We start from the raw sequence: 16,922 nt of genomic DNA, 5'->3' as shown, positions 1-16,922 counted from the left end.
AGTAGTGATGCTGAAAGGAGACAAAATGCAGCCGCGTACTATGTGCGGCCAAGCAAAATGAGCCCTACGAGGCGAAGTGGGCTGGTTCTGAAACGTGAAAAAGAAGTCTACAGAAGAGAGGAATACCTCTCTGTAGCCTTATCGAAGAGGGTATGGTCATACAGTGAAGTGCGAAATCATCGCAATGACCCGCATAAAAGCGACCTTACCTAGTTGCAGACACAGCTCACTTCGTTTAGCAACACCTTAGCTGTGGTTAAGTGCATGGTGGATTGTACCTCCAAAAATATGATAGATGCATCATAACCCATGTCTGCCCGAAAGTCAAGCCGAAAATGAACGGCGGATCAAAACACACGCTCATCGAGGCGCTGCTCTCTTGGGAGTGCGCGACCACCTCGATGGGCGCGTGTTCAGGCACTGAGTCCAGATGGTCTACTTCATCAATTGGGCTTGCTCGAACTGAAATTGTGGCTTTCTGTATCTTTAGCCGTGCCGCACCATAATGACTTTACAAGAAACTATTGCCTCTTCACCCTGATTCTGTAGCCGAACCAGCTTCGACGAATGATGCCTATCAGGAGCAGGATGAAGAATACGGCCCATAAGATGGAACCAAGATCGCTATCGCGCAAGAAACTGGTGTGATGAATGGCAAGATTATAAATAATAGCCATCAGTAACAAGAGGCAGACAAACACTTGCATCGAGACTTCGCGCAAATAAACACCCGCTTCTTGCGTTTTTCGCGTGACCTTATATGTAGGCTTTCTATTTGGGCCATAGATGAGCGCCAGGATACTGGACTTGATAAAAACAAAGGTCATGCCCAACCACATCTGCCTGGCGCGCCAGATTTCTTCAAACGAGGTTGAGTCGCTCATATTGGCCAGTAGGAGTTCGATGCAGAGTATGAAAGGCCAGAAGTGCAGAACATAATCGAGATTACTGGTTGTAAAAGGATAGATCCCAGTACATAGGCTAATAACAGGGGTTAAGACAAAGATAAGCAAGGGATAGCTGAGCAAATAGAAGAGGGAAAGCTCTGTAAATTGCATGCGCTGTTTGAAGGTGAGACCTTTGGCAAGCCAGGGATTCTTCCAGAAAAAGATGCGACAGGTGTCCAGAGCCCATGTGCCTAATTGTTTATATACGTTGGGTATATCTTCTGGTGATACCTGACCGACAGCGCCGACGACCGGGAGATAAACACCTTTTAAGCCGTGTTGCATCGCCACATAGCCAGAATAAAGATCCTCAACCAGATTCCAGGTTGGGAAGCCACCAATAGAAGCTAACTTTTCTTTGCGCCAGACCAGGCCACTCCCACAGGGGAAGACCGAATTGGAGGCATTACGAGCGAGCATCACGCCACGATAGAAGAATGTTTGTCGATTACCAAAGGGATCGCCCTCACTGACTAACGTATCCTTGATTGTCTGGACATAGGCGACATCTTCGTTGCGTTGAAGATGGCCAATAACATAACGGAGAAACTGTGGAGAGCCAACGACATCGTCGGCATCACGAGTTTCAATATAAGCAATATCTGGATATTGCTGGGTAACATACGCGAGCATGGAATTTAAATTGCCATCTTTCGCGCTTCCTCTGCGTTCTGGGGCGCCTTTGCGTGGTGGCTCGTGATAGACAATGCGCGCACGGGAGAACGTGTTTTGAAGAGTGGTAACCATCTCCTTCATCTCCGGTCGATGGCTATCATCACCAACAATAATGAGCAGCTTCTGATGAGGCCAGTCCTGGCTCAGGACACTCTCAATGGTTATTTGTACCATTGTAGGGGTTTCGCCGTAGGTGGGTATGCAGACAGCCACTATTGGTTCCTGTCCGCCTGGCAAGCCAACGAGTTCTGTGACAACACGCGTCCAATTATTGTAGACAGTGAGGCAAACGATCAGAGTAAGATAGCACATCGCCAGGAAAAAGGGCAGAGATAGCCAGGGTGCCTGAAGATTGAGGATGGTTGCCAACCAGAACAGATAGAACGTTGCGACAAGCATAAAGAAGATTCCTACCAGGCGCAATTTTGTATTGCTTATTTTCTGCTCCCCATTTTTGAGTCCCTGAACGGCTGCGGCGGGGACTGTTGCGAACTTATCAAGCTGAGAAATTTTTTTGATGGCAGGCATGCGGTGGGTGGTAATTGAGCGCAAGGCTTTACCTGGTAGGAGCGCAAGCATTTCTAGCGTTGATGGTTTCGCGCCCATCTTGGCAGGCAACAAAAGATGCCTAGAGGTGAGAGCAGGTTCGACAGCAGGTGTAGAAATGGTAGGCAGTGCGTCGATATCGATTGCAGAAGGAGCAAGCGTAGGAGTCGCCTTTACATCGACAGTGCTGCGTGCAGGAGTATCTATGATGGCGTGGGGTGACGCCAATCTAGGTCTTGCAGGAAGGCGAAACTGAGGTGATCTTAGAACCGGCAAAGGCGTGAAAGGAGGAACATCTCGGGAAATGTGCTTCTCTTCGTCATGCTGGACAGATGGTTCTTCTGTCCGCGAAGACAAAGGGGGAAGTGGCGTCGCTTGAAGGCTTTCGGCCTGCATGCGGTGCGATTCTGATGTATAAGAGCGAAAGAGTTCTTCTTCTTGTTCTACTGGTAATAGAGAATCGCTCATTGAAGTTCACTCCTCTTCTAGAGTATTTGGATAAGCCTTTTCTGCGGGCGTGATATCTATATTTTTGGACGCTGGAATGCGATCTGTTATCTGTTCGCGTGCACATTTATATAGATTGTTGTGACGACTGGATATTGGACATAGTGAAGATCGCTGGTCAGACCAATTGCATTGCTTGTATAGTGGTAGACCGGGACAAAGGTATGGCAGGCACGTAATTGTTTGAGAAATGTCTCAGACCATGGGTAGCTTCCTTTTTCATCAATATACCAGGTAAAGTTACAAATGCTCGTTGTATTTTCATGATTGCTAATGCGGTTATTATCATAGACTTGCCAGGGCGTAGCTATTTTCTGATTTGCATAGAGATACATGGTATATGGCCAGGCGTCATTAATGAGTAACAAATCGCCAGGACGGGTGTGAGCAACCAGATAGGCAGACGGTTCTCGAACATCGGGCCAGGAAGGATCAAGGACCATATATTGAAAAACACCAATGTATGTGCACGCAAGGCAGAGAAGGCCAATAAGCGGTTTGCCAAACCATTTTTTCTGCCAAACCTGGGCAAAGAAGAGTCCAAGCAGGGGATAGGTGAAGAGAAAACCAAAGACCACGTGCTTGTTATCGCTGACCGGGTTTGAGGAGAGAATGTGATAGGCAGGCCAGATCAAGCCGCAAAGCAGCAGTACCAGGGCTTCTTTCTTCCTTGGCGCCAGCAAAAAACCGAGAAAGGCAAGAATGAAAGAGGCCAGGCCAAAATAAAGCTGAGCACCTACGATGGTGAGCATGGTGGCCCCAAACGTAGGTTTATTCCGTATGGACCAGAAGAGCCAATCGCCTACCTGGTATTGAACTGGCAAAAAGAAGGCAAAAAAGACGCCGACGAAGACAAAGAGAAAAACCCCGAGATCAGCCAGAAATTTTTTCTGGCGAAAGGTGAAAAGCAGGCCCAGGATGGGTAAGATCATTAAGGTTATCGGGTATTTTGACATCGCGGCCAGCGCCAGGGCTATTGCGCTCAAACAGAGCCAGGCGCGATGATCCTTCTTTTGTAACTGTGTAACGCACCAGAGGCTGATGGCGGTAAAGGCTAAAGCTGGCGAATCATAGACACCTAGGTGAGCCAGGGCCAGAAAGTTGCCATCGAGGATCAGCAGGAGGGCCGTAAAACAGGCTGCCTTCACACCAAAGAGGTTTTTGGCAGTCGCATATGACATCCAGAGGGCGATACTCGACAGCAGAAGAGCGATAATGCGAACACCAATGAGTCCATTGAGAAGATAGCCGATGCCAGCCATCAAAGGCCATAACAGCGAACCCGCGAACCAGACCAGGTACCCATCAGAGACGCCTTTCCCTTGCCAGGCACGCAGCCCTGCTGTGATATAAATGGCCTCATCATAGAATGCCCCGGTTCTCTGCGTGAAGATGAGGTAGAGTTGACCCAGCACAAAGGTGAGCATCAACAGGTAGCTGACGAGTGTATAAAATCTTGTATATGACTGATGTTGGGAAAGAGGAGTGCCTCCCTTTACCAGTGGCACCCTCTTCGTGGGAGCCATAATATGCATTGGAGCAGCACCTGGCACTTGAGGCTGAAGTGGAGAGTACTGCAATGCACGTGGCTTAAGAGTATTAGTAGCTTGCCCTGTTTTTTGTTTCATTGACGTTATTCAATCTATTCTCTAAAAGCATAAGCATAATTTCGGTATTCTGCAAAAATTGTGTGATCTTGACCAATATATGGGCGAACAATCATGGCAGCCGCAACGTACGCAAAAGGCACTTACTGTTTCCCCAGGAGGGCATTTTGAACGGCATAATACGCCGCTTTTGGCCGATACTGGTCATCAAAAATGAGTGGTACATCGGTGCCATGCGTTCCGCTATTAATCCATGTATAGCGATCAGTAATGCCCCATATAACGATCCCATCGCAGGCTTTTACTGCCTGGCAGGTCGAGATCATCATTGCATATAAACGAGCCTCTTGTTTGAGTTTTTCTGCCATAGAAGCCGTCAAATTCTGCGTTCTGACATCAACTTCGGTTATCTCGACTTGCACTCCGAGGTCGGCAAATCGTTGTAGGTTTGCAATCATTTGCGATAGATTATATGCACGAGTAAGGTTTAAATGGCTTTGAGAACCAACACCACTGACTGGTACCCCTTGGCTTATCAGTTCCTGAACGAGATGATAATAGCGATTGGTTTTTGTGCCAGGCATTTCAATACCGTATTCATTGACATACAATTTCGCCTGGGGATCGGCTTCATGTGTCCAGCGGAATGCATTTGTGATGTAGTCAGGACCAAGCATTTGTTCCCAGAAGGACGTTTCTAGCGGCTCATTTACGACAAACCAGGATTTTATCTTGCCTTTATAATGCCCTACAACGGTTTGGATATAATCCTTCAGAATGCCAAGAAGTTCCTGACGTGTATAGCCCCCGTGGGTTATCCAGTCGGGAATCTGATCATGCCAGATGATACTGGAGCCTTCGATCTGCATGTGATGTGCCTCTGCAAAAGCAACGAGTTGGTCGCTTTTAGAGAAATCGAATGTATCAATGTCAGGATGGATGGTATCCATCTTCAGCACATTCTCTGGCGTAAGCAGGTTAAACTCCTGCCCCAGCAGTTTCTTATACGTTGCATCCGTATTGAACGCATCCATATTGGCAGCTGTACCAATGAGGATATTGCGCTTGGAGGAGTGCGCAGCAGCGTAACGAAGCGTTTGTGATGAGCTTTCTGATACTTCCGTGGGTACTTGCGAAACTGGCGTATTCGTTTGATCCGTCCTGAATTGAGGAAAAAAATCGCAAGCGGTTAGAAAGAGCAGAAAAAATGAGCAAACAAATAAGGACCCGGGAAGGTATTTCCCTTTCATATGTGATGCCTCTTATCATATCAAAATATGTTATTACAAAGGTCAGTACCCTACGGCTAAAGCCGAGGGCTTGGAGTTGTGTCTGAACTCCACCGCAATTCAGCATACCTTTTCAGGCGTGCTGCTTTGGCTTCATCGTCCGACACAGAAGGCGCGTACTGACAAGAGGCCCGTTCCTCTCCAGTCTTGCCGGATAAGAAGCGTTCGCATCGCAATGTTTCTTGCACCAACCAGATCGGCATGGAGCGTGTCTGACAATTCTGACAGACGAAGAGCAATCCTTTGTTGGGTCTATTCTCTTTGCAGGTGTGCCCACATTTGGGGCACGCTTGCGAGGTAGAGTTGGCATCGACCTTGATTGCCATACTTCGATGTAAGAGCGCTTTATAGGCAATCATGCTATGCAACTCAGCGAAGGACCATTTGGAGAAGGTACGATTGGCTTTTCGCTGTTTTGCATTTTTGCCTTTGCGTCGTTTGGTACGCTCTCGAATGTCTGTCAGATGCTCCAGTCCAATCAAGCTTTGAGGGTGCTGTAGGACAATCCGCTTACTCACGACATGATTGGTATTCTGCTTCAACCGTCTCTCTCGTCCACTGATGGCAACGAGCCTTCTTGTCGCTGAACGAGTGCCTTTCTTTTGCAGACGTTTTCTCAGTCGTGCGGAGTGGTTTGCCTTGGGGACAATCTGTTTGCCTGAATGGAAGGTGCAATCCCCTTGCATCGTCGCCGTGACGGCAAGGTATCGCATCCCCACATCCACGCCAACGACTTGCTTGTGTGTTTCAGGTGTAGGATCAGCCGTCTCAATTGCAAGAGAGACAAGGAGGTAAAATTGTTTCTTGGGCTTGTCATACCAGAGTTTCGATGCACCAATCTCCGCTCCACGCTGGATCAATGCCACATGCTTATTGTAGCCAGTATAGGGCACGATAACACGTCCCTCAAGGGTCAGGATGCTCACCTGCTGCTCTTTCTTGAAGGTGTAGTCTTTCTTGTACTGATAGGTCAACGTGGGGGAGATGAACTTGGGAGCCTTATCAAGCCCTTTGTAGCGTTTCTTGGTCTTCCCTTCCTTACGATGAACAGCATTGTTCTTGACCTTTGTCCAGAGGGTTTTATACGAGGCACCAACTTGGCGAGGAACAGAACAGGCCATTTGCGAAGGCAGATGAAAACGGAGGCGGATCTCTTCGTAGGTGGCATCTTGCAAACGAACAGCATTGCTCATCTTGCCATGCGCAAAGGCGTACTGGCTCACATAGTTGAGAGAATCCCGATACGCCAGTTGCGTTGTACGTAATGCCTTGAATTGCTCGGGCGTTGTATTCAATTTGAGTTTCGCTGTTAATACCGTTTGCATACGCTAAATTATACCATAGTTTTCATCTGACTGTCAACAATACATGAGCAGATGAGAGAATGTCTACGGCGTATTCCACCCAAGCCACCGACAAAGGAACGCCGCATTCCTCCCCATGCCTGAAAGGGCAGGGGCATCCTGCGGCGTTTTGGGTGAAAAAGCAGATGCAGCACAGCGGATACCTTTTTCTCCGCCTGAATGCTGGCTTGCATAGAAATTAGAAAGTAAAGGGGCAAAAGGTTTTTATTGTGTATTTATCATATGGATCGTATTCATCTTGGGTGACGAAAGCATGTCCGCTTTTCATAGAGGAGAGGAGATGTAGCGCGACGCTGCCTCATGCATCCCCGCTTTTCGCAGAAATAGGGTTATCTTGCTAGCAAATACTAAGAGCCATGCTCCTGCAGTATACCAGTGAGCAGCATTGTTATACAATGTTGAGCTAATTTTTAAGAAGAAGTACTATGCCTGCTAGTTCCCCTTCCTCATACAGATCATAGAGAAGAAAGCTCCTCTTCAGATCAGCCCTTCGCACCTGTGCACTCACAGATCAGGGGATAGGGATGGGCGACAGGCAACTATCTGTCGCCCATCCCTATCCCCTGATACGCTAATTTTTATGCAGGTAGCGAGGCCTGGCGAACTCGCTTATTCAGGGTGGTCGCGATGGCAAGGAGGATCAGCCAGCCTCCCAGTAGTAATGCGCTCACCTTGGCGCCCATGCTTTGAATAAGCAATCCACCGAGAATGGCTCCCAGGGATTGCGCGCCCCGGGTCATCAATTGCACGGTGCTGCTCATGCGGCCCCGCATGGTATCGGGGGTCGCCGTGAGACGGTAGGTATCAAGCGCGATGGAGTAGATGGGGGCAACCAGCTCTTCCGCGGCGGCGATACAGCCCATCACAATGGCATTTGGTGCGATTGCGTAGAGGGGGAACATCAAGGCTTCGAGCCAGAGCATACTGATCGCGATGGTGCCGAAGGAGAAGCTCCGGCGTACCCAGTTGCTGGCGAGATTCCCGATCACCGCTCCAATCGCTGCCGCCGTGAAGATTGCCCCAATCCCGCCAGGGGAGGTATGAAGCTCCTGCGCCAGGATAAGGATCACCAGGTATCCGGCGCCATAGCGCAGGCTGTCCGCGCCGTTGACGAGGGTGAGGAACCTGAGCAGGGGCTGGTGCCACAGCCAGGAAAAGCCCTCGGCGAGGGACTGGTGCCATGGAAGCCGCGCCCCCTCTTGTTGACTGCTCTGGAAATTTCCGCGCATGAGGCGCAATGAAAAGACCGATACGCCAAAGGAAAGGGCATTTGCCAGGAAAGGGAAGGCGCTCCCCAGGCTATAGAGCGTTCCCCCAAGGAGCGAGCCAAAGGTGCGTATCCCCGAGTACGCCGCCTGGGACTGGGCCAGGGCAGCGGGAAGCTGCTTCTGCGTTACTACATTGGGCAATGAGGCCGCGTTCGCGACACTAAACAGGGTTCCAAGCACGCCTGCCAGCGTCACCATGATATAGATGTGGAGCATGGTCAGCACATGGAACCAGAAGGCCAGGGGAATACTCAGGATCAAGAGCATGCGCCCGGCGTCGCAGAGCAGCATGACGCGTTTACGGTCCCAGGTGTCCACAAGCACGCCCGCGATGGGGCCGACCACCAGCATGGCTATTGTGCTCAAGCTTACGGCGATACCAGCCTGGAGGGCCGAACCAGTGAGGGCTAAGATCAGCAGCGGGAGCGCGATAAATTGTTGCTGATCGCCAACAAACGAAACAAGCTGACCACCCAGCAAGAGCAGGTAGTCACGATTGCGCCAGAGAGGCTGCGTGGAGGTCACATTCTCTTTCTGAGAGAGCATATAATAAAACTCCATTCTCACGATATGGGGCAGGGAGGTACCCCTATAGGGGGCGTTCCCTGCATAGAAAAAGGCCGTGGGCAAAGACATATGGCTCGCCCATGGCCTTGATATTGCTGAGGAATGGAAGAGAAAAGCCGTGGGCGAGACCTGTGTGTGTCGCCCACGGCTTGTGCATTTGACGTTCTGGCTAGTTTCTTTCTCTCCAGCTTCGTGTCAATGGCTCCCTGGAAAAGGGCATAGTGAGGCCCTGGGCGACACGAAACGCGTTAACACACGCGTAACGAGAGCGAAAGCACCACGCGCTGGTGGGCTGTATCGTCGCGTTAGCCATCAATATCCCTTTCTGTGCTTTGCTACTGGAGTTGTGCATTGAGATAAGGCGAATGATAGCATATCTCAGCCTGGCAGTCAAACAAGCTCCCCTGCTGAAAGGCGAGACTTATATGTCTCTCTGGCGCCTGGCATAGAGCAAGGCCCAGATCTTCTCTGGTGTAAGCGGCATATCAATGGTGGTAATACCAAGGGGCGAGAGTGCATCCAGCACGGCATTGACGATAGCTGGTGGCGCGCCAATACAGCCTGACTCAGCCACGCCCTTGGCCCCCAGGGGATTAAACGGTGAGGGCGTCTCGACAAAATCGGTGATAAAGGCAGGGAGCATATGCGCAAGGGGTAAAGCGTAATTCAGGAGTGTTCCGCTGAGAAGCTGTCCATCCTCATCATAGACAACTTCTTCGTATAACGCCTGCCCAATACCCTGGGCTAGAGAGCCATGGACCTGTGCCTCCGCCAGCTCACGCTGGAGGATACGCCCACAATCATCGACGGCAACATAATTGAGTATCTGTATCCCACCAGTATCGGGATCAATCTCCACGACAGCGAGATGCGCCCCCGAAGCATAGGCCGCACCAGCGGGACTATACTCACGCCATGCGGCGAGTCCCTCAATCGCTGTCCCATTGGCGGGATTGGGGGCTTCACGTTCGATCAGTTCAGGCTGTTCCTCAACCTGGCGAGCCAGATCTCCAAGGGGTATAGCCCGTGTAGGTGTCCCACGAACATTGAAGCGCCCCTCCTCCAGTACCATGTCGGCTGCGGAAGCCTCCAGGAGACACGCTGCGCAGTGGAGCGCTTTGTCTCTAACGGCTTCCGCAGCCAGCAGAACGGCCGAGCCGGTTACCTGGGTAATGCGGCTCCCAAAGGTCCCCACACTATAGCCAGGCAGGCTACTATCATTCATACGTACCTCTACCTGCTCATCTGGCAACTGGAAGACCGTAGCCGCGATACGGGCAAGGGTGGTGAAGTGACCCTGACCATTATGGGCCACGCCGCATTGTACCAGGATGGTACCATCGCGCCTGATGCGTACAGTGGCGGCTTCGTGTGGTATATGGGCGGGAGGAGCCATGCTATCGCCCGACAGTTCGATAAAGGAGGCGAGGCCGAGGCCCAACAACCTGGGGTGTGCACTGGCTCGAGACGCTCGTTGCCTGGCGCGCCAGCCTGGGTAATCGCCCAATTCCAGGACACGCTCAAGGATGGCCTGGTAGTTACCGCTATCATAGACAACACCTGTGACTGTGCGATACGGAAAATCCTGGGGGGCGATAAAATTACGACGGCGCACCTCCGCAGGATCGATATCCAGTTCGTGGGCAATGCGATCCATGACGCGTTCCACAATATAGGTCGCCTCGGGTCTGCCTGCACCCCGGTAGGGAGCAGTGGTGGCTTTATTGGTAAACACTCCGATGACCTCGCTCTCAACCGCCTGTACCCGGTATGGTCCGCATAACATGAGCGGAACACGTGTAGGCACCATCGTTGTAGTCGCAACGAGAAAGGCGCCCAGGTCGGCCAGGGAACGCAGTTTCAAGCCAAGCAATATTCCATCTGCCTGAAAGGCGGCTTCGATATTGTGTATCTGCCCCCGCCCCTGGGACTGAGCATGCAAATTCTCATCACGTTGCTCAATCCATTTGACCGGGCGCGCGTGCGCCATCGCCAGGTAGGCGGCAATCACTTCCTCACCCAGAAAGACATTCTTGGCTCCAAAGGCGCCCCCAACCTCGGCATTGTGTACGAGAATCTTCCCGGAATTCAGCCCCAGGAACATGGCCAGTGTCTCGCGGACACGAAAAATTGCTTGCGACGAGACCCAGGCTGAAAGTTGTCCACTGCCCGGGTCAAAGTCAAACATACAAGCCCGCGACTCAAGAGAACTAGGCGCGAGCCGCTGATTCTCCAGGCGCAGGTGTAGGACATGATCGGCACGCGTAAAGGCTGCCTCGCTCTCCCCGCCACGCAGGTGATGTACAAAGGCCACATTCGACCCAAGATCCTCGTAGAGGAGAGGCGCCTCCGCCTCCAGGGCTTGCTCTGGATCAACTACGGCTGGCAGCACCTCGTACTCCACATCAACGAGGTCGCGCGCATCCTCTGCGATGGGCAGGGTCTCAGCCAGGATAACGGCAACGGGATCGCCAACGTAGCGCGCGCGCTCTACCGCCAATGGATGCCGCCCGGGATCGAAGACACCCGGCATCGGGCCAATAGGCAATGTAGGCATCGCGCGCACCAGTTCAGCGCCCGTAAAAGCGCCCACGACCCCAGGCAATGAACGAGCTTCATCCAAATGGATGCGCACAATTCTGGCATGAGCATATGGGCTGCGCACTACCAGCATGTGTAGCACCGGAGGACGTCCTACAGGTGATCTAAGGTCATCAACATAACGGGCGTTACCTGTTAGCGCCCTGTAATCCTCTCTGCGACGCCCCGCATGAAATGGTTGAAAAGGTTTCTGCATAGCGCCCTCTTTTTCAGCGGGGTAGGCTCTATTACTACCCCGGGAGACTCTCTGGTGTTGTCCAGCACCAGGCAACAACCATATTGAACTGCAAAAACAGAATATCCTTTGCTTGCTTAGCATACCTGATTGGAATTCTATATCCTTATTGGAGTATAAAATATATGTAAAGCTGTTTAGCATTGACTTTTGTTTATATAGTTAGTATGATGATTATATCATCCTATCATTACAAACTTGAGTAGCATATATTTCTAGGAGCTTTTCAGGAAAAAAAGCGCTTATGTATGAACCCATTCAAACGGCTAAAGTTTTCAAGCAGATTGCTGAACAAATTGAGCAGCGCATCCTCAATGGCGAATTGCGCAACGGAGATCGACTACCGACAGAGCTTGAGCTGGCGAAACAGTTTCATGTCAGCCGAACCGCCGTGCGTGAAGCCATGAAAATGCTGGCTCAGAAAGGGTTGGTGGATACACGACCGGGGCGCGGAACAATTGTCATTGATGGCGCGCATACCGCGCTCCAGAGCTCACTTGGGTTGGTCATGAAGTTGAAATGGGGGGAGATGGGAGGGTCAGAGAATCTCTTGGAGGTACGTGAAATCCTGGAGACAGAGATCGCTGCAATCGCCGCGGAGCGTGCCACAGAGAAAGAGATTACAGCGATGCGTGAAGCAATAGCAGTCATGGACGCATATATGCACGATGTCAACACGTTTATTGCCGCAGACAATCGTTTCCACGAGGCCCTGGCACAGGCCACACAAAATATTTTAATCCTACTCCTGACCAACTCGATTGTGAACCTGCTGAGTGAACAACGCAAACAAATATTCTCCGTTGCGGGAGGTCCTCAACGCGGGCAAATCCATCATAAGCGTATTTTTGACAGCATTATCAGACGTGATGCGGAGGCCGCGCGTGCAGCCATGCGTGAGCATTTACGCCAGGTCCGCGAGGATAGTGCTGATCCTGCATAGTAGGTTGTCTTGTATGATCCTGTTTACGCTGTGTGTTGCATTTGGAGGACGTTATGGCTCATCTTGGCTTTATCGGGCTAGGGGCAATGGGAGGCCGTGTCACAAAACGGCTTCTGGATGCCGGGCATACGGTGACCGGGTACAATCGGACCCGGTCGAAGGCACAATGGCTTCTCGATGCTGGCATGCGCTGGGGTGACTCTCCGCGAGCGGTGGCTGAGGCAGCAGATATTTTATTTACTATGGTCACCAATACCAACGCATTACACCAGGTATTTCATGGTCCCGATGGCATTCTGTCCGGCCTGAGCACTGGAAAAATCTACATTGATATGAGTACGGTTAGCCCCTCAGCATCGCGCCACCTGGCCTCTCAGGTGGCCGCAAAGGAAGCTCATATGCTCGACTCACCCGTGTCTGGGAGTGTCATTACGCTTGAGCAAGGGAAACTCTCGCTGATGGTTGGGGGCGAGAAAGCTATTTTTGAGCAGGTGCTGTCGATCTTGCAGGATATCGGACCAACCGTCAACTATGTTGGCGGAAATGGCCTGGCGGTCTTGATGAAAATCGCTATTAACCTGAATTTGCAGGTACAAATAGAGGGTTTCTATGAAGGCTTACTCTTAGCTGTAAAGGGAGGTATTCCCCTGGAGACGGCGCTTGAGGTCATGCTCAATAGCGTCGTTGCCTCTCCCTCTCTCAAGTATCGCACCCCCTTTATCCTCAACATGCCTGAAGAGGCCTGGTTCGATGTGAACATGATGCAAAAAGATATGCTGTTGGCAGAAGAACTGGGGCGACAACTCGATGTGGCGCTTCCCAGTGTCGCCCTCAGCAATCAGTTACTGACGGCGGCCCGCGCCCAGGGCCTGGCCAAGCATGACTTCGCCATCGTCTACAAGGTTTTGGCTCGTATGTCCGGCATCGATCTGTAATAGCTGCGGGAGAACGCCATGTTACAGCCAGAAGCATCCAATTCCGTCCATCCAGAGTACACGCAAGGAGATGAGGAGCAGGCTCGTTGGCTGGCTATGTATGAACAGATGCTCAAGATTCGCGTCTTTGAAGAGCACGTCAATGAGCTCTATCGCACCGCCAGGATGCCTGGCCTGGCACACCTCTACAGTGGAGAGGAGGCGATAGCGGTCGGTGTCTGTCAGGCCTTACGACGCGATGACTATATCACCAGTACACATCGGGGACATGGTCATTGTCTCGCCAAGGGGGCCAGAGTCGACCGCATGTTTGCGGAACTGCTGGGTAAAGAAGCGGGCTATTGCCGAGGCAAGGGCGGGTCCATGCATATCGCCGACCAGGACACAGGGAATCTGGGCGCCAATGCCATTGTCGGTGGAAGTGCTGGCATCGCCACGGGTGCCGCGATGTCCAGTAAGATGCGGGAGAGCGACCGGGTCGCGGTCTGCTTCTTTGGCGACGGTGCGCTCGGGCAGGGACTTCTCTATGAAGTCATGAATATGGCGTCCTTATGGAAGCTACCCGTGATCTATGTCTGCGAAAACAACCAGTACAACGAATACACGCACAATGCTGAAACCACGGCAGGCGAGATGGCGCAGCGGGCCAGGGCCTTTGGCCTTTTGACTGAAGAGATTGATGGGCAGGATGTGCGCGTTGTCTACGCAGCCGCGCACCGCGTGGTTGAGCGAGCGCGCCAGGGCGAGGGGCCTGCCTTCCTCCTGTGTGATACCTATCGCTACTTTGGACACCATGTCGGCGATATTCAGCGCTCCTACTACCGAGCGAAAGAAGAGGAGGAGCACTGGATACAACACCGAGACCCTCTCAAACTCCTCGCCGAATGGTTGAGCACAGAGGGCTTCGTGGGACATGAAACGTTGACGCAGATCGAACAACGCGTGAGAGCCGAGGTTGCGGAAGGCGAGCGGTTCGCACTCTCTGCACCTTTTCCCCAGCCAGGCGAGGTGGAACAAGATGTCTATGCTTAGCACTACATCCAACCAGAAGGTCCAGGAGACCACGCTTGGCCAGGCGATTCGTGAGGCCCTGGCCGAGGAGATGCGTCGGGATCCGCGTGTCTTCATCATGGGTGAAGACGTAGCCGAAGCCGGGACGCCATTCAAAGTCCTCTCTGGCCTCGTTGAGGAGTTTGGGCCCGCGCGTGTCATCGATACTCCCATCTCGGAGGCTGGAATTACAGGCATGGGTGTTGGTGGCGCAATGACCGGTATGCGCCCCATCATCGACATTATGTTTGGCGACTTTATTACCCTCGCGCTTGACCAGATCGTGAACCAGGCGGCTAAGGTTCACTATATGTCCGGTGGGAAGCTCAAGGTCCCCCTGGTCGTACGCACTACCCTGGGGGCGACCCGTCGCACCGCGGCCCAGCATAGCCAGAGCTTGCACGCCTGGGTGAGTCATATTCCTGGTTTAAAGGTCGCCCTGCCATCCACGCCATATGACGCGAAGGGGCTGCTCAAGACGGCCATTCGCGATGAGAACCCCGTCATCTTCTTCGAAGATAAGATGATGTACCAGTTGAAAGGCCCTGTACCCCAAGGCGACTATACCATTCCCTTTGGGGTGGCGGATATCAAACGCGCTGGAACCAATATTACCCTGGTCGCGACCAGCAGCATGGTCCAGGTCGCGCTTGAGGCGGCGGATAATCTTGAGACGCTGGGGATAAGCGTGGAGGTGGTTGATCCGCGTACCACTGTTCCCCTGGATAGCGCGACCTTGATCGAATCAGCCAGAAAGACCAGTCGTGTGATTGTAGTCGACGAAGGGTACGAACGCTATGGCGTAACCGCGGAACTTGCCGCAGTCATTGCCGAGGGCGCGTTCTACTACCTGGATGCCCCGGTCAGGCGCATGGGCGCCATGAATGTGCCGGTACCCTTTTCTCCCGTCCTGGAAGATCTCACAGTCCCTACCGCTACCGCGGTGGTAGATGTAGCCAAAATGTTATGTGGTCGTGTCTAGACATTTCCAATGAAGGAGAGAGATATGGCGATCAAAACCTATGGCTTGATGGGCGTAGACTGGGAGGAGCGCGCGAATTTTGAGCGCTTACGCACCGCGCGCCTTGCGCGGATCAAACATCTGCTGAAAGCATCGGAGATGGGGGCGCTCCTCTGCTTCGATATGAATAACATTCGCTACATTACGGCAACCCACATTGGAACCTGGGCCATGGATAAGCTGGCCCGTTTCTCTCTTTTACCCCAGGACGATGAGCCGATCATGTGGGACTTCGGCTCAGCCGCGCGCCATCACCAACTGTATGCGCCGTGGCTAAGTGAACGTTCGCGCGCGGGTATCTCCACACAACGCGGAGCTATGTCGCCAGAGTCTGGCCGCGCTGAAGATGTCGCGCGCAAAATTCGTATCGAGCTAGAGGAACGTGGACTCCTCCACGAGCCATTGGGAGTGGATGTGGTCGAATTACCAGTGCTCTTCGCCTTGCAGGCCGAGGGCATTCAGGTGGTCGATGGACAGCAATTGCTGCAACAGGCGCGCTTAATCAAGACGGAGGATGAGATTACGCTCCTGGCAACGGCCTGTATGATGGTCGATGCGGCGTATGACGAGCTCTATCGAGCGCTTAAACCGGGCATACGCGAGAATGAGTGCGTTGGGCTGGTCAGCAAAGTGCTCTATGATCTGGGTTCGGAACATGTTGAGGGTGTTAATGCCATCTCGGGCGAGCGATGCAGCCCCCACCCGCATGTCTATACGGATCGCGCCTTGAGACCGGGCGATCCGGCCTACTTTGATATCTTGCATAGCTACAACGGATATCGCACCTGTTATTATCGTACCTTTGTCGTGGGGAGCGCCTCCCAGGCCCAGGTCGATGCCTATAAACGGTGCCGGGAGATCCTGGATCGAGCCATCAATGCCATTAAGCCTGGTGTTACCACAGCTGATATCGTCAAGCTCTGGCCCAAAGCCGAGGAGTTCGGTTTCCCCAACGAAGAGGCCGCATTCGCACTCCAATATGGGCATGGAGTCGGACTCTCGATCTGGGAGAAGCCTATTTTCAGCCGCCTGGTCTCGCTTGAACATCCCGAGGTCATTGAGGAAGGGATGGTTTTTGCCCTGGAAACCTTCTGGCCCGCTTCAGATGGCTGGTCCGCGGCGCGCATCGAAGAACAACTGGTAGTGACCCATGATGGTTGTGAGGTCATTACACGTTTCCCCGCGGAACAATTGCTGGTGGCTGGAGCGCACTACTACACTGCGACAGGCCCCCTCGCTGCTATACGTGAATCCCAGTCCAATCTCAATGCCCAGCTGAAGCAGTGAACACATGCGATGTCCAGTGAGAAGAAAAGGGTGTGTATGTGCCTATAAAGCCCTCGCTTCCCACGCTTTCTAGGAGGTCC

The 16,922-nt window shown here is 52.4% G+C and carries 10 protein-coding genes and 1 pseudogene; 5 read left to right on the top strand and 6 right to left on the bottom strand.

Annotated elements, in window-relative coordinates:
• Positions 1 to 521: 521 nt before the first annotated feature.
• The 6 genes and pseudogenes from KRAC_RS00610 to KRAC_RS00585 form a co-directional block, all read right to left on the bottom strand.
• Positions 522 to 2,396 (bottom strand): glycosyltransferase, encoded by a 1,875-nt coding sequence (locus KRAC_RS00610; protein ID WP_169460836.1) that lies wholly within the window; start codon positions 2,394 to 2,396, stop codon positions 522 to 524.
• A 326-nt stretch (positions 2,397 to 2,722) separates the two neighbouring features.
• The gene (locus KRAC_RS00605; RefSeq protein ID WP_007903686.1) at positions 2,723 to 4,210 is read right to left on the bottom strand and encodes an ArnT family glycosyltransferase; all 1,488 of its coding nucleotides are present in this window, start codon (positions 4,208 to 4,210) and stop codon (positions 2,723 to 2,725) included.
• A 215-nt stretch (positions 4,211 to 4,425) separates the two neighbouring features.
• The gene (locus tag KRAC_RS00600; protein WP_007903684.1) at positions 4,426 to 5,532 is read right to left on the bottom strand and encodes an endo-1,4-beta-xylanase; all 1,107 of its coding nucleotides are present in this window, start codon (positions 5,530 to 5,532) and stop codon (positions 4,426 to 4,428) included.
• A 56-nt stretch (positions 5,533 to 5,588) separates the two neighbouring features.
• A pseudogene (locus KRAC_RS00595) lies at positions 5,589 to 6,896 on the bottom strand (RNA-guided endonuclease InsQ/TnpB family protein).
• A gap of 617 nt (positions 6,897 to 7,513) precedes the next feature.
• Positions 7,514 to 8,749 (bottom strand): MFS transporter, encoded by a 1,236-nt coding sequence (locus KRAC_RS00590; protein ID WP_040441654.1) that lies wholly within the window; start codon positions 8,747 to 8,749, stop codon positions 7,514 to 7,516.
• A gap of 442 nt (positions 8,750 to 9,191) precedes the next feature.
• Entirely contained in the window at positions 9,192 to 11,567 is a 2,376-nt protein-coding gene (locus KRAC_RS00585; RefSeq protein WP_007903679.1) for a xanthine dehydrogenase family protein molybdopterin-binding subunit, read from the bottom strand.
• A 283-nt stretch (positions 11,568 to 11,850) separates the two neighbouring features.
• Here KRAC_RS00585 and KRAC_RS00580 point away from each other — a divergent pair, with 283 nt between their 5' ends.
• From KRAC_RS00580 to KRAC_RS00560, 5 genes are read left to right on the top strand one after another with little or no spacing between them, the layout of a single operon-like run.
• The gene (locus KRAC_RS00580; protein ID WP_007903678.1) at positions 11,851 to 12,549 is read left to right on the top strand and encodes a FadR/GntR family transcriptional regulator; all 699 of its coding nucleotides are present in this window, start codon (positions 11,851 to 11,853) and stop codon (positions 12,547 to 12,549) included.
• Positions 12,550 to 12,602: 53 nt separating this feature from the next.
• Positions 12,603 to 13,484 carry an NAD(P)-dependent oxidoreductase gene (locus KRAC_RS00575; RefSeq protein ID WP_007903677.1) on the top strand — a complete coding sequence of 294 codons (882 nt, stop codon included), beginning with the start codon at positions 12,603 to 12,605 and terminating at the stop codon, positions 13,482 to 13,484.
• A gap of 18 nt (positions 13,485 to 13,502) precedes the next feature.
• The gene (locus KRAC_RS00570) at positions 13,503 to 14,516 is read left to right on the top strand and encodes a thiamine pyrophosphate-dependent dehydrogenase E1 component subunit alpha (RefSeq protein ID WP_007903676.1); all 1,014 of its coding nucleotides are present in this window, start codon (positions 13,503 to 13,505) and stop codon (positions 14,514 to 14,516) included.
• Positions 14,509 to 15,516 (top strand): alpha-ketoacid dehydrogenase subunit beta, encoded by a 1,008-nt coding sequence (locus tag KRAC_RS00565; RefSeq protein ID WP_007903674.1) that lies wholly within the window; start codon positions 14,509 to 14,511, stop codon positions 15,514 to 15,516. The genes KRAC_RS00570 and KRAC_RS00565 overlap by 8 nt, the downstream gene beginning before the upstream one ends.
• 24 nt (positions 15,517 to 15,540) lie before the next feature.
• Positions 15,541 to 16,842 carry a M24 family metallopeptidase gene (locus KRAC_RS00560; RefSeq protein ID WP_007903670.1) on the top strand — a complete coding sequence of 434 codons (1,302 nt, stop codon included), beginning with the start codon at positions 15,541 to 15,543 and terminating at the stop codon, positions 16,840 to 16,842.
• The last annotated feature ends 80 nt before the right edge of the window (positions 16,843 to 16,922 follow it).

This window comes from Ktedonobacter racemifer DSM 44963 (genome assembly GCF_000178855.1).
Lineage (GTDB): Bacteria > Chloroflexota > Ktedonobacteria > Ktedonobacterales > Ktedonobacteraceae > Ktedonobacter > Ktedonobacter racemifer.
Note: the sequence above shows the minus strand (reverse complement) of the source record. Positions and strands in the feature narration are given on the sequence as shown.